Source organism: Pseudomonas sp. BSw22131 (assembly GCF_026810445.1).
Classification (GTDB): Bacteria; Pseudomonadota; Gammaproteobacteria; order Pseudomonadales; family Pseudomonadaceae; genus Aquipseudomonas; species Aquipseudomonas huanghezhanensis.
Map to the genome: position 1 here is coordinate 4,045,532 of NZ_CP113949.1, position 18,785 is coordinate 4,064,316.

13 protein-coding genes and 3 pseudogenes are annotated in these 18,785 nt (G+C 58.5%); 4 read left to right on the plus strand and 12 right to left on the minus strand.

Going from position 1 to position 18,785, the window contains the following annotated elements; genetic code table 11:
- Positions 1-26: 26 nt before the first annotated feature.
- Together OYW20_RS18140 and OYW20_RS18145 are read right to left on the minus strand one after the other, a co-directional pair.
- A complete protein-coding gene (locus OYW20_RS18140) occupies positions 27-953 on the minus strand; it encodes a Gfo/Idh/MocA family protein (protein WP_268797314.1) in 927 nt (308 codons plus the stop codon).
- 115 nt (positions 954-1,068) lie between these two features.
- Positions 1,069-1,875 carry a DeoR/GlpR family DNA-binding transcription regulator gene (locus tag OYW20_RS18145; RefSeq protein WP_268801175.1) on the minus strand — a complete coding sequence of 269 codons (807 nt, stop codon included), beginning with the start codon at positions 1,873-1,875 and terminating at the stop codon, positions 1,069-1,071.
- A gap of 220 nt (positions 1,876-2,095) precedes the next feature.
- On the opposite strand from OYW20_RS18145, the gene OYW20_RS18150 reads away from it, so the two are divergent.
- The gene (locus OYW20_RS18150; RefSeq protein WP_268797315.1) at positions 2,096-2,890 is read left to right on the plus strand and encodes an SDR family NAD(P)-dependent oxidoreductase; all 795 of its coding nucleotides are present in this window, start codon (positions 2,096-2,098) and stop codon (positions 2,888-2,890) included.
- A gap of 52 nt (positions 2,891-2,942) precedes the next feature.
- On the opposite strand, the gene OYW20_RS18155 is transcribed toward OYW20_RS18150, so the two are convergent.
- The 3 genes and pseudogenes from OYW20_RS18155 to OYW20_RS18165 form a co-directional block, all read right to left on the minus strand.
- Entirely contained in the window at positions 2,943-3,611 is a 669-nt protein-coding gene (locus OYW20_RS18155) for an ATPase (protein ID WP_268797316.1), read from the minus strand.
- 163 nt (positions 3,612-3,774) lie between these two features.
- A pseudogene (locus OYW20_RS18160) lies at positions 3,775-4,665 on the minus strand (diguanylate cyclase domain-containing protein).
- A 165-nt stretch (positions 4,666-4,830) separates the two neighbouring features.
- Entirely contained in the window at positions 4,831-6,108 is a 1,278-nt protein-coding gene (locus OYW20_RS18165; protein WP_268797317.1) for a serine/threonine transporter, read from the minus strand.
- A gap of 363 nt (positions 6,109-6,471) precedes the next feature.
- On the opposite strand from OYW20_RS18165, the gene OYW20_RS18170 reads away from it, so the two are divergent.
- Positions 6,472-7,620 carry an efflux RND transporter periplasmic adaptor subunit gene (locus OYW20_RS18170; RefSeq protein ID WP_268797318.1) on the plus strand — a complete coding sequence of 383 codons (1,149 nt, stop codon included), beginning with the start codon at positions 6,472-6,474 and terminating at the stop codon, positions 7,618-7,620.
- Between the two features lie 8 nt (positions 7,621-7,628).
- A complete protein-coding gene (locus OYW20_RS18175; protein ID WP_268797319.1) occupies positions 7,629-10,748 on the plus strand; it encodes a multidrug efflux RND transporter permease subunit in 3,120 nt (1,039 codons plus the stop codon).
- A gap of 14 nt (positions 10,749-10,762) precedes the next feature.
- On the opposite strand, the pseudogene OYW20_RS18180 reads toward OYW20_RS18175, so the two are convergent.
- Both OYW20_RS18180 and OYW20_RS18185 read right to left on the minus strand, forming a co-directional pair.
- A pseudogene (locus tag OYW20_RS18180) lies at positions 10,763-11,479 on the minus strand (sensor histidine kinase); the annotation flags it as partial.
- Positions 11,472-11,879 (minus strand): annotated as a pseudogene (locus OYW20_RS18185) (response regulator); the annotation flags it as partial. The pseudogenes OYW20_RS18185 and OYW20_RS18180, both read right to left, overlap by 8 nt.
- 193 nt (positions 11,880-12,072) lie before the next feature.
- Between OYW20_RS18185 and OYW20_RS18190 the strand changes: the two are divergent.
- On the plus strand, positions 12,073-12,636 hold the full coding sequence (locus tag OYW20_RS18190) for a TetR/AcrR family transcriptional regulator (RefSeq protein ID WP_268797320.1): 564 nt from the start codon (positions 12,073-12,075) through the stop codon (positions 12,634-12,636).
- Between the two features lie 41 nt (positions 12,637-12,677).
- Here the strand turns inward: OYW20_RS18190 and fabF are convergent, their stop codons facing one another.
- The 5 genes from fabF to OYW20_RS18215 all read right to left on the minus strand — a co-directional run bounded on the left by fabF (position 12,678) and on the right by OYW20_RS18215 (position 18,757).
- Complete coding sequence (gene fabF / locus OYW20_RS18195) at positions 12,678-13,952, minus strand: beta-ketoacyl-ACP synthase II (protein WP_268797321.1); 1,275 nt, start codon at positions 13,950-13,952, stop codon at positions 12,678-12,680.
- 207 nt (positions 13,953-14,159) lie between these two features.
- The gene (locus OYW20_RS18200) at positions 14,160-14,486 is read right to left on the minus strand and encodes a ComEA family DNA-binding protein (protein ID WP_268797322.1); all 327 of its coding nucleotides are present in this window, start codon (positions 14,484-14,486) and stop codon (positions 14,160-14,162) included.
- A 184-nt stretch (positions 14,487-14,670) separates the two neighbouring features.
- Complete coding sequence (locus OYW20_RS18205; protein ID WP_268797323.1) at positions 14,671-16,665, minus strand: polysaccharide biosynthesis protein; 1,995 nt, start codon at positions 16,663-16,665, stop codon at positions 14,671-14,673.
- A gap of 113 nt (positions 16,666-16,778) precedes the next feature.
- Entirely contained in the window at positions 16,779-17,795 is a 1,017-nt protein-coding gene (locus OYW20_RS18210; RefSeq protein WP_268797324.1) for an MraY family glycosyltransferase, read from the minus strand.
- Entirely contained in the window at positions 17,792-18,757 is a 966-nt protein-coding gene (locus OYW20_RS18215) for a UDP-glucose 4-epimerase family protein (protein ID WP_268797325.1), read from the minus strand. Before OYW20_RS18215 ends, OYW20_RS18210 begins: the two co-directional genes overlap by 4 nt.
- Positions 18,758-18,785: the final 28 nt, after the last annotated feature.

An 18,785-nucleotide genomic window follows, 5' to 3' on the forward strand; every position in this document is an offset into this window, starting at 1 on the left:
GCCTCATTACATCAGGCCATCGATGTTCAATCGTAAAACGGCTCGACCGACTCACGACTGCCGACAAAAAAGCTGTCGGCGACCAGCCTCAATGGCTGCAGGTCGAGGTCGCTGGCCTTGTCGCTGATCAGTTGGTGGAAATGCCGGTACACCGCCGCGTACTCGCCCTCCTCCGACACCTTTTGCGGTATACCGTCGATGCTCAGCAACGCGCCACCGTTGTCCAGACGCAACGTGCCGTCGGTGCAGCGCACCTCGATGCTCCAGAGCTCGTCATGGCCATGGTCAAAATCGAACTCGGCACGGATGTTCAACTGACGTGCGTCAGACAGTTTGATGGAGGCTGCAATGGGCGACTGACAGTTACTCGGCACGCGTAACGCAGCGGACTCGACAAACAGCGTGAGCGGCAAAAGATGGGTCGCAATCGACAGCGCATTGATGCCCGGATCGAAAACGCCCAGGCCACCGGGCTGCCAGATCCACGCCTGGCCGGGGTGCCACTTGCGCACGTCTTCTTTCCAGTCGATCTGCACGCGCTCAAGGGTGCGACCGGAGAGCCATTCGCGGGCGGCTTCAATGCCGGGGGCGTAGCGCGAGTGCCAGGCAAACAGACCGCTGACGCCTTGCTCATGCGCCTGATCAACCAGCGCCATCGCTTCACCCAACGTGGCACAGGGCGGCTTTTCCACCAACACATGCTTGCCCGCAGCCAAAGCTTCACGGACCAGGCCGAAGCGCCCTTGCGGCGGCGTGCAAAACGCGATTGCATCGACCGCCGGGCCGTTTTCGAGCAACTCGCTCAGGGATCGAAAGTTTTCCACCCCGGCGCAAGGCTGCCCTTGAGTGGCGACAGACACCAACTGAAAAGCGGGATTGGCGAGGATTGCGGGGACGTGTTGGTCTTGGGCGATTTTGCCGTAACCCACCAGACCGAGACGAATTGGCTGCATCAATGACTCCTGTTTTTTGTACTTGTCGTGGGGCAGCAAACTAGACGTAATTTGCGCGGCAGACAACGCCGTTGTGCGCGATGCGCGCCGCGACTTCCTGCGTCAGCATGTGGGCTCACGCGCCTTCGCGCTCACGTTTGGGCTCCGGTGCAGCGCCTATGACATTGGCGATCCTGCTGCGAAAAGGGTCCAGCCGCTCACGTGGCGCAGCGGATTCAACCACCAGCGCTGTAACCTCCTCGCACGACGCCACTTGATAGTGCGCAACGCTCGACAGTTTTTCGTTGGTCACCGCCACCACCACCTGTCCGCTGGCCTCAACCACCGCTCGCTTGAATGCAGCGTCCTCCAGGCCAAAGGCGGTGACGCCGTGGTCCGGGTCAATGGCGCACGCACCGAGAAAACACAGATCAAAATTGAAACGCTGCAATTGCTGCACAGCGCACAAGCCAATGACACCGCCAGCCAATGGGCTGACCTGACCGCCGAGAACAATCACTTCAGCACAGGGCAGTTTCATCAGCTCCACGGCAATCAACGGTGAGTTGGTGGTGATGGTCAGTTGCAGTTCAGGATTGATCGCACACGCTATAGCCATATTGGTGGACCCGGCGTCGATGAACAGATGCTGGCCGGCACTGAGTAACGAAGCTGCCGCTTGGCCCAGGCTGTTCTTGCGCGCCGTGTCTTGCCTGACACGCACGGCCATTGGCCCTTCGGCAGCGGGCAAAACAATCGCGCCGCCATACACGCGCTTGCACAGCCCTGCCGTCGCCAGCGCGCCAAGGTCACGCCTGATGGAGTGCTCGGACACGCCGAACTCGCTGGCAAGATCTGCAGCGATCACCCGGCCGTGCAAGGCCAGGCGGTCGCTGATCAACTGTTGGCGTTCGCCAGGGAACGCTTCGTGGGAGGGTGTCATGGCATTGAAACCTACATAATCGAGCATTGACGATCACAAACGAGCATCAATATGCCGATGAAGAGTCGAATCGTCAAATCCGGAATGTCGAAGTCCAGGTGAGCGCGGTTGGGACGCTGTTGCAGCGAATCGCACGACTTGATGTCAACAACCTGGCTTCAGCGCGGTCTACCCCACTCGTTCCCCATCATGATCACTCACCATCAAGGAGCATTCCGACATGAACATTGATCTGACCGGCAAAACAGCATTGGTCACCGGCTCCACCCTCGGCATTGGCTATGCCATCGCCAAAGGCCTGGCCGAAGCAGGCGCAGATGTGATCGTCAATGGTCGCAAGCAGGACGCTGTCGATGCGGCGGTTTCAAAGATTAAAAAAGAAGTGTCAGGCGCAAAAGTACGCGGCGTTGCTACCGACGTGGGCAGCGCCCCGGGATGCAAGGCGTTGGTAGCGGCAGTCCCCCAGGTCGATATCCTGATCAACAACGTCGGTATCTACGGACCACAGGATTTTTTCGACACGCCGGACGAGGTCTGGCAGCAGTTCTTCGACGTCAACGTGATGTCCGGCATTCGCCTGTCCCGCGCTTATGCGCAGGACATGGCCAAGCGCGGCTGGGGGCGGATTGTGTTTATTTCGTCGGAGTCGGCGCTCAACATCCCGGCCGACATGATCCACTACGGCTTCACCAAGACCTCCAACCTCTCTGTTTCCCGCGGTCTGGCCAAGCGGATGGCAGGCACGGGTGTCACGGTCAATGCCGTGCTGCCCGGCCCGACGCTTTCGGAAGGTGTGGCTGAGATGCTCAAGGAAGAAGTGAAGAAGAGTGGTAAATCGCTGGAAGACGCCGCTGCCGATTTCGTCATGGCGCACCGGCCAAGCTCGATCATTCAGCGTGCAGCGAGTATTGAGGAGGTTGCAAACATGGTGGTGTATGTGTCGTCCCGGCAAGCCTCTGCCACCACAGGCGCAGCGTTGCGGGTGGACGGCGGCGTGGTCGACACCATCGCGTGAAACAATCTTCAACCCGGAGGCGCCGTAGTCAGGCGCCTCACGTGTTCACGCCTCAGTTTTTGGCGATCTGCGCCACTTCACCCGACGTCACCAGAGCCTTGAGCGATGCATCGAACTGCTTCAGGGCATTCACTTGCAGTACGCGCTGCTGGTCGATCTGTGCAGCGATTTCTGGCGCGGCTTTGTCGTGTACCCACACCGACGACAGCTCTTTGCCGCCGTAGCCTTCGGCCTTGCCGATGTACTGCAGGTTGGTGTCGTAGAACTTCGCCACAAAACGCGCTTCAACCGCGGTATTGCGCTGGGTGACGAGGCGGTTGTAAGTGTCGAGCATCACCACCACGTCAGGATGAGCCTGCATCACTGCGTCCAGACTGTCATACACCGTAACCGACGCAAACTGCTTCTCCAGAGAACCCTTGAGCCAGTCAACGGCCAGTTTCGGATCGGAGCTGTTGACGAATGCCTGACGGATTCGGGAGTCCAGTGCGTCGTTTTTCACGCCCTTGAGGGCAACCGAGTGATAGCGTTCCAGATACTCGATGTTGCTGACGGTATTTTCGCTGTAGATCACACCCACTGACTGGTTGGCTTGCAGGCCCATGGCGCTGTCGGCAACAGGCATGAGATGACAGGCTTGAGCGTCTGCGGCGTAGACCGATGTGGTGGCGACAGCTGCAGTGAATACGGCGACAAGAGCCAGCAGCACAGAAATTCTCATCGCGTATCTCCTTGGGTAAACGCTGTTCGGTATTGGGCCATCCTCCTCTTTTGCCGGGAAAACAAAACTCGCGATTTTTGATGGTGACTATCAACTAAACGAATAGTGACGAACGCTTTGTTTCCAGGGTGTCCGCTGTTCTGAAATTCATTCCCGCCAACGCTCAAAACTCTCCGTATTCAGCCCGCATGCGACCGTTGCGTTTGACTTGATACAGCAGGCGGTCGACTTTTTCGACGAAAGACAGCGCGCCGGCATCCTCCGCAGGAACCGTGGTGCCCACACCCAGGCTAAGGGTCAGAAGCGGTGAGACGTCGGATTTTTCGTGCACGATTTGCTGTTGACGCACCCGTTGCATGCACTTCTCCGCCACCAGCCGAGCCTTGTCGAGAGGTGTTTCCGGGAGCAGCCAGACAAACTCTTCGACACTGATCCGCGCAATGAAATCGCGTGGTTTGTTGGCCGCTTGCGACAAGGTCTTGGCGACAATGTGCAGGGCTTCGTCGCCTTTGATGTGACCGTATTGGTCGTTGTACTGCTTGAAAAAGTCGATGTCGATGATGATCAGCGAAAGCGGCAGTTGCGTGCCTTGCGCGTGTGCCCACTCGCGCTCGAGTACGGTGTCGAAGATGCGCCGGTTGGCGATGCCGGTTAGACCATCCTGAAAAGAATATTCCTCAAGCTGTTTTTGCAGGCGGCTGAGGTGTTCTTCGGTCTTCTTGCGTTCGCTGATGTCGAACATGAAACCCACCAGCGACTCGACTTCACCGTTCTAGCGCACCACATGCACCACGTCCCGAATCCACACGTAGTCGCCGTCTTTGGTCAACGGTCGATAGTCAGCCTCGTGATCAACACCCGCCTTGGGCTGCGATACGCAGAAATCGACGACGTACGCCTGATCGTCGGGGTGCATGCGCGAAACCCAGTCGTCGATACCAATCCAGCTATGCGGTGTCCAGCCCAGCAACGTCTCTATTTGCGGGCCGATATAGCTGAAGGTCAGGGTCTGCCAGTCGATCCGACACGGAATCGCTTTGGTGGACTCAAACAAGGTTTTATGACATCGCTGTCAGTGCCAGGCGGCAGGCATGCTTCGCTCATGATCGACCCTGTTCAAGGATGGAAAGTGCGAAGCAGCATGTTGCCGCACAGGCCCTGACGCAAGCGACAAATGCCGCTGGACAGACGCGGTTTTACCCGCTCGGCGGATAGGCGTTTATTGCATCAGCGGGTACACCAGCGCCGAGATCGCCACCAGACCGACCACCACCACAAACACATTCGACAGCTTGCCAGCGTACTGACGCATGGCTGGGACTTTGTGGATGGCGTACATCGGCATGAGGAACAACAGCGCTGCAATCACCGGGCCGCCCAGGGTTTCGATCATGCCGAGAATGCTCGGGTTGAGCGTCGCCACCAGCCAGCAAACCACCAGCATGAACCCTGCAGTCAGACGATCCAGCACTCGCGGCGAAGGCCGACGGCCTGTTTTTACAACCAGCCCCTTGAGGCCTTCGCTCGCACCGATGTAATGGCCCAGAAAGGACTTGGTGATTGCCACGAAGGCAATCAGCGGCGCGGCAAACGCGATGGTGGGGTTGCTGAAATGATTGGCCAGATACGACAGGATCGACAGGTTTTGCGATTTCGCTTCGGCCAGTTGCTCAGGCGACAGCGTCAGCACGCAACTGAACACAAAGAACAGCACCATCACCACCATCAACCCATGCGCGCGGGCGAGGATTTGCGAACTACGCTGCTCAGCGTGTTCTGCGTAGTGGCGCTTCTGATCGACGGCAAAGGCCGAGATGATCGGTGAGTGGTTGAAAGAGAAGACCATCACCGGGATCGCCAGCCACAAGGTGTGCAGCAACGCCGAAGGCTCAGGCAATGTGGTCGCGGTGGAGAGAATTCCGCCCGTCCAGTGCGGCACCAGAAACACCGCCAGAAACAACAACGCGACGATAAACGGATAAACCATCAGGCTCATGGCCTTGACGATGATCCGCTCGCCGCAGCGCACCACGGCGAGCAATCCCAGAATCAGCAAAAATGCCAGCAATGCACGCGGCGGAGGCTGAACGTGCATCTGATGCTCAAGGAAACTGGTAACCGTATTGGTCAGCGCCACGCTGTAGATCAGCAGGATGGGGAACACGGCAAAGAAATACAGCAGCGTGATCAGCGCCCCGGCACCCTTGCCGAAATGCTGCTCGACGACTTCGGTGATGTCGGCACCGTCGCGCCCCGACAGCACAAATCGGGTCAGGCCGCGGTGCGCGTAAAACGTCATCGGGAATGCCAGCAACGCCAGGATCACCAAAGGCCAGAAGCCGCCGATGCCTGCATTGATCGGCAGGAACAGGGTACCCGCACCGATGGCGGTGCCAAACAGACCGAGCATCCAGGTCGTGTCGTTGCGGTTCCATGAATCGACGCTCGCGGGTGCGGTGTCGAAGCGTTCTTCGACGCTATTGGCCTGATCATTCATCCGGTCGATGTCTCCGTTGCCGGTGATAGCTACATGGTCAAAAGCGCGTCGAAAAACATGGCAGTCGGCGCCCCTGACCGGTTCTCTACAGGGAAAGGGGCGCGATTGTCCGGGATTAGGGAAAAGAATCAAAGGCTTGTCTGACAAGATGAGCATTTACAGACCAATCCGACAGCGATGCAGGGAGCGTGCTCACGCGTGTAGCAAGCAGATTCTTTTCTGGCGCGCGGTCACTGTTGGCCCGCTACCTAAGTACTGGCCCAACATTTGCTCACCAGCAGCGTCGCTGATAAATAAATAGCCTAACTACACGCGCATGGATGTGTACGATTGGGATCATTTCTTGTTTCTTCAGGTTTGCGAATGCCTTCTTCCCGGTTTTTACGCATTGCCATCGTCGCCGTATTCGCCCTGTTCAGTGTGCTGAGTGGGTGCGAAAAACCGCAACCTGCAGCCATTATCGAACAACCGATACGAGTCGATGTGGTGACTGCGGTGCGCTCCAGTAAGGCGCCGACTACTGTCTTGACCGGGCGTCTGGAGGCATACCGCACTGCGGAAATTCGTGCGCGAGTGGCTGGCATCGTCGAGAAACGCACGTACACCGAGGGCTCGGAGGTCAAAGCCGGTGCGCTGCTGTTCCTGATCGACCCTGCTCCCCTCAAGGCGAGCCTTGCCGCCGCCGAAGCAGAACTCGCCCAGGCCGGCGCCACGGCGGATGCCGCGAGCGACGTCGCCCAGCGCTCCAGACAGTTGCGCGATTACGATTCGATCAGTGTTCAGCAGTACCGCAAAGATCTGTTTCTGGAAAAACAACTTCGCGCCGCCGAGCAACTGGCCGCTGCCAAAGTGCGCAGCGCCCGGTTGCAGCTCGATTACGCGAGCGTGACCTCGCCCATTACCGGGCGCGCTCGACGCGCGATGATCACCGAAGGCGCAATGGTGGGCCAGGATGAAGGCACCAAACTCACCACCGTCGAACAGATCGACCCGATCTACGTGAATTTTTCCCAGCCGGCGACCGAGTTTCTGGCGCTGCGCAAAGCCACCGTCACGCAGGAAAAAAACAGCGAACCGATGCCGGTCAATGTGCGCCTGGGCGACGGATCACTGTACGGCACGCCGGGCAAGCTGCTGTTTTCCGACACCGCCGTTGACCCGCAAACCGACACCGTCGCCATGCGCGCGCTGTTCAGCAACCCCGATCATCTGTTGCTGCCCGGCATGTACGTGCAGGTGGAGTTTCAGCGGCCAGAAGCCCAAACGGCTGTTCTGATCCCGCAGCACGGCCTGACCCGCACGCGCACCGGCGCCTTCGTCATGCTCGAGGTCAATGGCCACGCCCGGCAGGTCGCGGTGACCGCCGACACCCTGGAAGGCAAGCAATGGCGCGTCACCTCCGGACTCACGGGCGGCGAGCGGGTAATTCTGGATGGCGGTGCCCTGAGTGACGGACAAGCAGTGCAAGCGAAGTCTTTGACGAGCAACAGCAGTGTGGCAGAGCGCCAATAAGGAAATTCATGTCCACCTTCTTCATAGATCGCCCGGTCATGGCCTGGGTGATCGCGATCTTTATTGTGCTCAGTGGCGGTTTTGCCGCTTCCCGGTTATCGGTCGAGCAATACCCAAACGTGGCGCCGCCCAGGGTCACGATCTCCGCCAGTTATCCCGGCGCTTCGCCGGAGGTTGCCGAGAGAACCGTCACTTCAGTCATCGAGCGCGAACTCAACGGTATTCCCGGGCTGCTCTATTTCAACTCCACCAGCTCTGAAGGGCTGGTGGAGCTGAGCCTGTATTTTGAAACCGGCACCAACACCAAACTGGCGGCAGTGGAGGTGCAAAACCGCATTCGACGGGTGGAGGAGCGGCTGCCGGAAAGCGTGCGTCGCCAGGGCATTGGCGTTGAGCAGAGCGGGGAAAACCAGTTGTTGTTCGTCACGCTCACCGCCGACAACCCCAGCGTTGACGACATCCAGCTGGGCGATTACGCCACCAGCATCGTGCGTCCGGCACTGTTGCGGGTGCATGGAGTGGGTCAGGTGGAGGTCTACAGTCCGGAATACGCCATGCGTATCTGGCCTGATGTTCACAGGCTGACAGCTACCGGCATCACCACCACCGAACTGATCTCTGCGATCAGCCTGCAAAACCAGAGGATCACGCTGGGCGCCATCGGGGCATCGCCCTCGCCTGCGGGCACCGCGATTACCGCGCCGCTGACCGTACAGGAAGAGCTCGACACGCCCGGCGCTTTTGGCGCGATCGCCCTGCGCGTCAACAACGACGGCTCGGCGTTGCGCGTGGCCGATGTAGCCCGAGTCGAACTCGGTGGCAACAATTACGCCTACCCGGCGTTCGTCAATGGCCGCTATGCAGGTGCAATCTCAATCAAGCTGGCGTCCGGCGCCAACGCATTGAGCACCACCGAGGCAGTGAAAAAAACCATGGAGGCGCTGGCTGCTCAGTTCCCGCCTGGCATGCACTACCAGACCGCGTTCGATACCTCGGTGTTCGTCAAGCTTTCGATCATCAAGGTCGGTTACACACTGATCGAAGCCATGGTGCTGGTGTTTCTGGTGATGTGGCTATTTCTCGGCAGTTGGCGCGCCACGCTGATTCCCGGGCTGGTGGTGCCAATTGCGCTGGCAGGCACCTGTGGCGTGATGTGGATGCTGGGATTTTCGCTGAACGTGCTGACGATGTTCGGCATGGTCCTGGCCATCGGCATTCTGGTGGACGATGCAATCGTGGTAGTGGAGAACGTCGAGCGCATCATGCGCGAAGAAGGGCTGCCACCTCGTCAGGCGACTCTCAAAGCGATGGGCCAGATCAGCGGTGCGATTATTGCCATTACGCTTGTGCTCACCGCTGTGTTCATTCCCATGGCCCTGTTTCAGGGTGCTGTGGAACAAATCTATCGGCAATTTCCCGTGGCCCTTGCGGTGCCGATGGTGCTTTCGGCATTTCTCGCCCTGAGCTTCACCCCGGCGCTCTGCGCCACGTTGCTCAAACCGGTCGGACATAAACGCTCGGTGGGTCGTCTCGCACGCCTGAGCCCTGCCCTCGCGCGCTTTTACGCCCACACCCTGACCGGTTTCTTACGTCGGCCGGTTCGGTTTCTGCTGTTGTACCTTGCGTTGTTTGCAGCGATGGCGCTGCTCATGGCGCGGCTGCCCGGTGCTTTTCTACCCAGTGAAGACAAGGGCGGTTTCGCCACCGTAATCATGCTGCCCACCGGATCGACCCAAGCCGATACCCGGGAGGTGCTGGATGAAGTGCAAGCCTTCCTCAAAACCGATTCGAACATCGCCAGCCTGTTCGCCATGCAGGGTTTCAGTTATTTCGGTGATGGCCAGAACGCGGGCATGATCTGGCCAACCCTGATCGACTGGGGCCTGCGAAAACAGCCCGACCAGCAGCTGGACGCCATTCTGGCGCGGGTCAACGAGCATTTCGAACACGGCACCTCGCGTCATCCAAAAGCCCAGGTCAAGGCAATCAATACGCCGCCCCTGCCGTCGATGGGGCGCATCGAGGGCATTGACCTGCGCCTCCAGGACCGAAGCGGACTGGGGCATGACGCGTTGATCGACGCCAAAAATCAACTGCTCGCACTGGCCGCCAAAGACCCTGCCTTGGTCAATATGTCGTTTTCGGGGCAGGACGACGCGCCGCAATTGCGGGTATCGATTGATCGCCTGAAGGCCCAGAGCATGGGTGTGTCGTTAAGCGAGATCAATCAGACCATGGCCACCTTGTACGGCTCGGATTACCTCGGGGACTTCATCTACAACAATCAGGTGCGGCGGATTATCGTTCAGGCCGAAGGCAAGGACCGCCAGCAGCCAGAGAGCCTGCTTCAAGCGCAGGTCCGTAACAAAGCCGGAGGGATGGTGCCGCTGAGCGCTTTCGTGAGCATGCGCTGGACCGTCGACGCGCTGGAAATCGAGCACTTCAACGGGTTTGCGGCTCTGCAAATCGGCGGTGCACCGGCCAAGGGTTACAGCACAAGACAGGCGATGGACGCCTTGACGCGTCTGGTCGATGAACTACCAGGCGGGTTCGGTCTGGAATGGTCGGGGCAGTCGTATCAGGAGCGAGTGTCGAGCAATCAGATGCCGATGCTGTTTGGCGTGTCGATTCTGGTGATCTTCTTCTGTCTGGCCGCCCTGTACGAAAGCTGGTCGATCCCGATGGCGGTGATTCTTGCGATCCCGCTAGGCGCCATCGGCGCGTTGCTGGCAACCACATTGCGCGGCATGCCGGACGATCTTTACTTCAAGGTCGGGCTGATCACAGTGATCGGGCTGTCGGCAAAAAACGCGATTCTGATCATTGAGGTTGCCGAAACCCTGCACCGGCAGGGTGCGTCAGTGTTGCACGCAGCACTTGAAGCCGCGCGCATGCGCCTGCGCCCTATCGTCATGACATCGCTGGCCTTCATCTTTGGGGTACTGCCGTTGATGCTGGCGACCGGCCCTGGCTCTGCCAGCCAGCGGGCCATCGGTACCAGCGTGTTCGGCGGTATGCTGAGTGCGACCATCCTCACGCTGTTTTTCGTACCGCTGCTTTACGGACTGGTCATGCGTTTACGCCGACCCAAGCGGCTTGCCGAGCCATCACCCGACATCCGCGCCTAGCGGCAGCCCGGCAATCAGACACCGAGCGGGGTTGTAGCACTGCCCCGAAGCGGCATCTGCAACTCGACCCGCAAGCCATCAGGTCGGCTGTCAAAACGCAGCGAACACCCGCAACGCTGGACAATCGCCTGCACGATGGCCAGCCCCAGCCCGGCGCCGGGGCTTTTGCCGTTGCGCCAGAAGCGCTGAGTGAGTTTGTCCAGATCGGTCTCAGGAATACCGGGGCCGTGGTCACGCACGCAAAAATGCGCCTGGCCGCCCTGAGTCTGGAGGGTGAGCTCCACGCGGGTGTCGGCCGGGGCGTGCCGCAAGGCGTTGTCCAGCAGATTGCGCAACGCGGCGATGGCCAACACCGCAGGCATTTCCAGGGAGGCCGAAGACACTGACGGCGAAACGCTCAATACGATGCGCGCTTCGTCGCCATGAGCAGCGTCCTGAATGGCCAGCCGGGCAACCTGGTGGGCATCGCACTGAACACCGTCGTCGAACGACAAGCTGCCCTCGACCCTGGCCAGCAGCAGTAACTGTTCAAGTGTTCGGTGGAGGCGGTCAGCGCCCGCTTCTGCTTGGGCAAGCGCCTTGTCTCGGGCAGCGCCGTCAGTCATCTGGGCCACTTGCAGGTGGGTCTTGATCGCCGTCAACGGACTGCGCAGCTCATGGGCGGCATCGCCGGTCAACCGACGCTCGCGGTCAATGGTCTGAGCAATACGCTGAAACAGCTGGGGGGTCGTAGGTCAGGCAACCGTGGGTGATGACGTTGACGCTACGCCCGGCCATTCGCCGGATCAGCGTGTGCAACCGCGCGCTGAGTTCACGCAGGTCGAAAGGTTTGAGCAGATAGTCATCCGCGCCTGCCTGCAAGCCATCGACCCGGTCAGACACGGTATCGCGAGCGGTAAGAATCAATACCGGCAGATCGGTGCCTTGGTGACGCAATTGCCTGAGCAGCTTGAGGCCGTCTTCGTCCGGGAGACCGAGGTCCAGCACCATCACATCGAAGTGCGCCGCCGACAACATAACGCGTGCAGCGGAGGCAGTGGCGACCCGATCCAGTGTCAGGCCTTGCGCTTCCAGGCCTGCAACAATACCGCTAGCAATCAGATCGTCGTCTTCGCAGAGCAATACGTGCATGGTCGGGCTCACAAAAATAGCTATTCAAACGTGGACGGATTAAGGCGCGATTATGCCATCGCCCCCCTGCTAAAAAGGCGGCCAAGCAACTGACCGATGGCGATTTAGCCCGAAAAGTGGATACTGCATCCGTTTCTCATCCATCTGAGAATGTCGATCACCATCCCAAGAGCCATGTCGGGAGGCTCCTTTAATGCGTTACGCCGAAGATCACAAAGCCCAAACTCATCAGCGCATCCTTCACGAAGCGGCTGCTCGCTTCAGAAAAGACGGCATTGGGGCGACTGGCTTGCAGCCTTTGATGAAGGCGCTGGGCCTGACTCACGGGGGTTTTTATGCCCACTTCAAATCCAAAGACGATCTGGTAGAAAAGGCGCTGCGCTGCGCGGTGGACCAGGTGATGGAGTCAAGCACGCAGAAATTGAGCGACGAACCTTCTGCGACCGCCTTCATTAATCTCTACCTGTCCAGCGCACACCGTGACGCCCCTGCTGAAGGCTGCCCACTGCCGACCATGGCGGCAGAGCTCGGCCAGCGTGGACAGCCCAGCGACACCACGGATGAGCTGATCCAGCGAATGCTGGCCAGGCTCGAGTCCGGACTGCCCGACGAGTACAACCGCGACAAAGGCCTGATGATTATGTCGGCGATGGTCGGGGCCTTGGTACTGTCTCGCAGTGTGCAGGACCCGAAGCTGGCTAACCGCATTCTCGACACGACACGGACGCAGCTCAACGAACATATCGAAAAAGCCTGACGCGTTTTCCTCATCGACGATGAGGAAACGCAATCATTGGCTCAGGCGTGCCAGCGTCGGAATAACACGCTTGCATTGACCCCACCAAACCCGAAACCGTTGGACAAGGCGTACTCGATAGCCATCGGGCGCGCTTTGCCATGCACGATGTCGATGCCTTTAGCCGCTTCGTCCGGGGTTTCGAAGTTCAGGGTTTTGGGCGCGATCTGGTCGCGGATGGCCAGCGCGGTAAAGATCGCCTCAATGCCGCCCGCCGCGCCCAACAGGTGACCCGTGGCGGATTTGGTCGACGTCACGGCCACACCATTCTGATCGCCAAATACGGCCTTGATCGCCGCCATCTCGCCTTTGTCACCCACTGGGGTCGACGTGGCGTGGGCGTTGACGTGCTGGACATCGGCGGCCTTGATCCCTGCCTGGCGAATGGCTATTTGCATGGCACGGCGTGCGCCGCTACCGTCTTCCGGTCCTGCCGTCAGATGGTATGCATCGGCGCTTGTGCCGTAGCCGACCAGCTCGACAATCGGCACCGCGCCCCTTGCGAGCGCATGCTCAAGGGTTTCGATCACCATGATGCCGGCGCCCTCGCCCATCACAAAGCCATCACGATCCTGATCGAACGGACGCGAAGCACGCTCAGGCGTGTCGTTGAAATCGCTGGACAGTGCACGCGCCGCCGCAAACCCTCCCAACGCCACACGATCAATCGACGCCTCGGCGCCGCCACAGATGGCTATGTCTGCTTCGCCGCATCGAATCATCCGAGCGGCATCCCCAATCGCCTGAACCCCTGCTGCGCAGGCCGTCACCGGGGCACCGAGCGGGCCTTTGAAACCATGTTGAATTGACACATGACCTGCGGCGAGATTGACCAGAAATGAGGGAATGGTGAACGGTGAAAGGCGACGCGGGCCGCGAGTATCGGTGGTGCGAACGGCATCAGCGATGGATACAAATCCGCCAACCCCGGAACCGATAATGGTCGCAGTGCGCTCGCGCTTCTCATCAGTGTCAGCCACCCAGCCAGACTGCGCCACGGCCTCCTTGGCAGCAGCCAGTGCGAACAAGATGAAACGGTCCATCTTCTTCTGCTCTTTTGGCGGCGCAGCGGCGTCAGCATCGAAGCCCGCTTCGGGATCGTCAACCAGTAAAGGCACAGGGCCACCCACTTTGCCCGGCAAGTCAGCCACCACCTCATCGGGTAACCGGACGATGCCGGACCGCCCCTCGAGCAAACGCCGCCAGACAGGCTCGACGCCGCTTCCCAGGGGCGTTACAAGGCCCATGCCGGTGACCACAATTCGACGCTCGCTCATGCCATTTCCTTTTTCTCTGCTAATCGGACGCAACAGGCCGCGCCAACGTGGAAAGTTATCTTACGCGTATAATTTGCAATTCATATGACGACTGACATTCGCGATATTAACAGCACTCAAGGCCCATTCAGGGATTAGACGGGCAGCTCAGTACAACAGGCAAAAAAAAGACCGATCAAATGATCGGTCTCCTTGAGAGAGGCAGTTTTACTCGATGGCGAGTTTGTCGCGGTTCTTGTCGAGGATTGCCTTGCCAATCCCTTTCACTTCGATCAGCTCATCCACCGACGTGAACGACCCGTTCTCATCACGGTAAGCGACGATGGCAATGGCTTTGCCTGCGCCGATTCCGGACAGTTCTTTTTGCAGGGTCTGTGCGTCTGCGGTGTTGAGGTTAACCTTGGCGCCTTGCTCGGCCGGCTGCATGACAACCTCAGGATTGGCAGGAACCATAGCCGCTGGCGCAGCGGTTGCCAAAACCGAAAAGCTGGTGAGAAAAGCGAACGCGAGGGCGCAAAGAGGGGAAGTACGCATTGATAACGCTCCATGACATCGATTGGGTTTAAGCAGCATTCCTGAGCTGCTTTAACACCCTAGCTCAACGTCTCGGAGCGTCAACGGCGTGGGTGGTCACTGAATATTTCCCGGTGCCTGATGCCTGGATCCAAGCCTGTAATCAGGCAGTGAAGCGGGGCATATGCCCGGCACGCGTTAATCGTTACGGTTCGTGACGGCGCTGCTGGTAAATCCAGTCGACTATGTCGCCATCGGGCGAATAACCGCTGACCGTTTCCCGGAGTATCTGCCGGACCAGCGTGTAATCATCGTCTTCGACCGCCTGCAGAAGTGCGGAAAGACGTGACCTGAAGACGTCCCACGTCAGGTAATCTTCATGCGCGCTCATTATCATCGGGTGACTGGTGGCGGCAACGTTGTCACCAATCAGCAGTTCCTCGTAAAGCTTCTCTCCAGGACGCAGACCGGTGAACTCGATAGCGATGTCGCCTTGTGGATTCTTCGCGGATCGAATGCTCAGCCCCGACAGATGCACCATTTTCTCAGCAAGCTCAATGATCCTGACTGGCTCGCCCATATCCAGCACGAACACATCACCGCCCTGCCCCATGGAGCCCGCCTGAATAACCAGCTGTGCCGCCTCGGGAATGGTCATGAAGTAACGGGTGATCTTGGGGTGGGTCACCGTCAGCGGCCCACCCGATTTGATCTGCTTGTGAAACAACGGAATGACCGAGCCGGATGAGCCCAGCACATTGCCGAAGCGCACCATGATAAACCGCGTCTTGTTCACTTGATGCACGTTGGACCGGTCGCCGAACATCACCGGCGCCGCTTCCCTGCTCAACGCTTGCAGGGTCAGTTCCGCAAGACGCTTGGTGCTGCCCATCACGTTGGTCGGCCTGACCGCTTTGTCCGTAGAGATCAGAACGAAGTTGGCAACGCCCGCCTGCAAAGCGGCCTGGGCGGTGTTCAAGGTGCCAATGACGTTGTTCATCACACCTTCGGCAATGTTGTGTTCGACCATCGGGACATGCTTGTAGGCGGCTGCGTGATACACGGTATTGACCCGCCATGTCTTCATCACGTCCAGCAATTTGGAGTGATTACGTACTGAACCGAGAATCGGCAAGAGCCGCACGCTCAGCGACTCACGCTCGATACGCTCTTCAAGTTCGGACAGGATCGTATAGAGATTGAACTCACCGTGATCCAGCAACAGAAGGGTGGTTGGCTTTAGCAGAAGAATCTGCCTGCACAGCTCCGAGCCGATTGAGCCCCCCGCGCCAGTCACAAGAACGCACTGATCCTTGATGCAATGCTCCAGCAAATCCTCTTGGGCTGGCACGGAATCGCGTCCGAGCAGGTCGGCAATATCCACCTCTTGCAAGTCGTCGACCTTGACCCGACCGGCAGCCAGGTCAGTGAAGTTCGGCACACTGCGCACATGCAGCGGGAAGCCCTCCAGAAGCCCCAGAATCTCACGACGTCTGGTCCGCGCAGAGGAAGGAATCGCCAACAGGATTTCCTGAGCGCCGGTAGCCTCAATCATCTGCTGGATGTGCTTGGGCTTGTAGACGAGCAGTCCGGAAATGACGCGATTGGAGATGGAGTCGTCATCGTCAATGAACGCAACCGGGCGCATGGCCCGGCCCATTCGCAGTGCCGCGACCAATTGATTACCCGCAGCACCAGCGCCATAGATCGCGACTTTGGGAAGACCGTCATCGCGGCTGGTAAAAGGCATGTGCTGCGCGGCGGAAAACCAGTCGCCCAGAAAATATTGGCGCATCGCCAGCCGGAGCCCGCCGATCATCACCAGGCTCAACCACCAGTAATTGAACATCACCGACCGGGGAACGACGTGCTGGTGGTTGCTGTAGAGATAAACGACGACGCCAAGGATCAGCGCCGAAAGACTGACCGCCTTGATAATAGCGACCAGTGCGTCATTGCCAAAATAGCGCATGACCGCGCGGTACATGCCAAAGCGAATAAACAGCGGAATGGCAATCACAGGAGCGCTTGCGAAAAGCCATGTATGAATTTCAAGCGGATTGATGAGATCGTCGATCCCGAGACGCACCACGAAAGCCATCCACAACGCGAACCAGACAAGCACGACATCGGTCGCGACCTGAATTACCCGTTTCTGCCTGCGTGGCAATGCCACCAGGAAAGCGCGTAATTTATTCATGATTCCGTCAACCACCTGCTCAAACTCCTATCGACTAGACCCCCATACAACCCTACTCCGTGGGGGAGGTGAATATGCTGCTTTTATTCATCGCGACGAGTGACGTGTGCTGATCACTTTAACTCCAGCTCGCCTGCCCGAAATCTCAGGGCCAGAAACACCAGAGGGGCGTAGGCAACGAATATACCAATAATTGCGTTGAAGCCGAACACGACAACACTGAACGCGATAGGCATCAGCCAAAAAAGGTTGATCGCCCCCACCGCAGCCGTTACGCGCAAGTGGCTGTTGTAAAGACGCGAAGCGAATTGATATGCGTGACTACGGTGGGCTTCATGGACCTTATCGCCCCGTACCCCCCGGCGAATCAATGTGACTGTAGCGTCAACCACGAAAACGCCCAGTAAAATAAGCCACGCATAAAAGAGCGATGAGGATGTCCAGGCAGCTTGCAGCGACAACAATCCGAGGGTGACGCCAAGAAAGCCACTCCCGGCATCGCCCATGAATATCCGCGCTGGCGGGAAATTCCAAAAGAGAAACCCTGCCACCGCGGCAGCCAGTGTGAGCGGCATCCACATCAGCTCGGTATGGCCAGTGATCGCATACAGCAGTGCCGCCCCACCGCAAGCACACAAAGCCTGAACGCTGGCAATGCCATCAATCCCGTCCATGAAGTTGTACAGGTTAAGCATCCAGACAAGGTAAAAAGCAGCAATGATGCTGCCCACCAACCCAGCTTCAAGCGTGAAGCCCGCCAGGCTCAACGGCGCAAGCCCCCCGATCCAGAACAAACCCCAGGCAGCGGCAGTGAAGTGGCCTAGCAAGCGCCAGCGTGCGGCAATGTGGTTATGATCGTCGATGAAACCGATACCGGCGATCAGCAACCCTGCACCGGTCATTGCCATGAACATCGAAGTATCCAGAACACCTGCCCAGAGCATCAGCACCATGGCCAATAGATGGCTGATCACGATGGCAACACCGCCACCACGGGGCGTGGGGACCGAATGCGAACTTCTGGCGTTGGGGATATCCATGAGGCTTTTGTGCAACGCGTAACGTCTCAGGCAATAGGTCAGCGAGAACGAAACGAACACCCCCATGAACATCAAACCGGCGTAGTTCATTTCTTTTCCATCTTCATAAAATGGTCGACTGTGCGCTTGAGCCCTTCGTCGAGCGAAACCGGCGGCAACCAATTCAACAGTTGTTTTGTTTTGCTGATATCGACCTGCAGTGACCCCAGCACCCGCCTCGCCGAAGAGTTACGACCCACCAGCTTGGCGAATCTGAAAATCAAGTGATCAGGAAACGGCACCAACCAGGTTTTCGAGCGCAGTAATAGAACGAGTCGACGCGCAAGCTCCTTGGTTGATACGTCTTGGTCGTCGCTTACCAGGAATATTTGATTTGCCGCCGCACGATGGTCTGCGCATACCCGAATCAGGTCTACCAGATTATCCAGACTCACGAGACTGCGGGCGTTGTTTACAGCACCCAGAGGCACCGGAAGACCTCTGCGCAAGATACGCATCAGTTGTTGAAAGTTCGCTCTGACACCAGGACCGTAAACCAGAACAGGCCGGATAATGACGACCTCCATTTGACTTGAAGCGGCCATTTCCATCAGCCCCTGCTCCGCTTCGTACTTTGAAAGGCCGTAGGGGTCACAAGGCGCGCAAGGCTCATCCGCTAAAAACGGCCTGCCCGGTAGAGTGGATTCTCCGTTGACCTTAATGGAGCTGATGAAAATGAATCGTCTGACGCCAGCCTTCGCAGCCTGCGTGGCCAGATTCAGGGTACCGGCTGTGTTCACTTCCCGAAACAGCGCCATAGGATCATCAACGTGTTCGTGCATCACATGCACTCGTGCGGCCGTGTGTATGACTACATCGACGTCGAGCGCATTACCCCAGTCAGTCCGGGCATCAATATTACCCACCACGAATGTTGGAACTGATGGTGCACAGTCAACCTGTCTGGCGCGTACAGCGGCCGTTAACTGATAATCGTTGGAGCCGCTCAAAGTACCCACCAGCGCACGCCCCAAAAAACCCGAGGCACCTGTAATCAGTATTTTTGTTGGCATGACATGACCACAGAGAACGTAAATGGAA

What these genes read in the sequence shown, in the direction of transcription:
- OYW20_RS18140 (WP_268797314.1), bottom strand. Translation starts at nt 953, where the DNA reads ATGCAGCCAATTCGTCTCGGTCTGGTGGGTTACGGCAAAATCGCCCAA.
- OYW20_RS18145 (WP_268801175.1), bottom strand. Translation starts at nt 1,875, where the DNA reads ATGACACCCTCCCACGAAGCGTTCCCTGGCGAACGCCAACAGTTGATC.
- OYW20_RS18150 (WP_268797315.1), top strand. Translation starts at nt 2,096, where the DNA reads ATGAACATTGATCTGACCGGCAAAACAGCATTGGTCACCGGCTCCACC.
- OYW20_RS18155 (WP_268797316.1), bottom strand. Translation starts at nt 3,611, where the DNA reads ATGAGAATTTCTGTGCTGCTGGCTCTTGTCGCCGTATTCACTGCAGCT.
- OYW20_RS18165 (WP_268797317.1), bottom strand. Translation starts at nt 6,108, where the DNA reads ATGAATGATCAGGCCAATAGCGTCGAAGAACGCTTCGACACCGCACCC.
- OYW20_RS18170 (WP_268797318.1), top strand. Translation starts at nt 6,472, where the DNA reads ATGCCTTCTTCCCGGTTTTTACGCATTGCCATCGTCGCCGTATTCGCC.
- OYW20_RS18175 (WP_268797319.1), top strand. Translation starts at nt 7,629, where the DNA reads ATGTCCACCTTCTTCATAGATCGCCCGGTCATGGCCTGGGTGATCGCG.
- OYW20_RS18190 (WP_268797320.1), top strand. Translation starts at nt 12,073, where the DNA reads ATGCGTTACGCCGAAGATCACAAAGCCCAAACTCATCAGCGCATCCTT.
- fabF (WP_268797321.1), bottom strand. Translation starts at nt 13,952, where the DNA reads ATGAGCGAGCGTCGAATTGTGGTCACCGGCATGGGCCTTGTAACGCCC.
- OYW20_RS18200 (WP_268797322.1), bottom strand. Translation starts at nt 14,486, where the DNA reads ATGCGTACTTCCCCTCTTTGCGCCCTCGCGTTCGCTTTTCTCACCAGC.
- OYW20_RS18205 (WP_268797323.1), bottom strand. Translation starts at nt 16,665, where the DNA reads ATGAATAAATTACGCGCTTTCCTGGTGGCATTGCCACGCAGGCAGAAA.
- OYW20_RS18210 (WP_268797324.1), bottom strand. Translation starts at nt 17,795, where the DNA reads ATGAACTACGCCGGTTTGATGTTCATGGGGGTGTTCGTTTCGTTCTCG.
- OYW20_RS18215 (WP_268797325.1), bottom strand. Translation starts at nt 18,757, where the DNA reads ATGCCAACAAAAATACTGATTACAGGTGCCTCGGGTTTTTTGGGGCGT.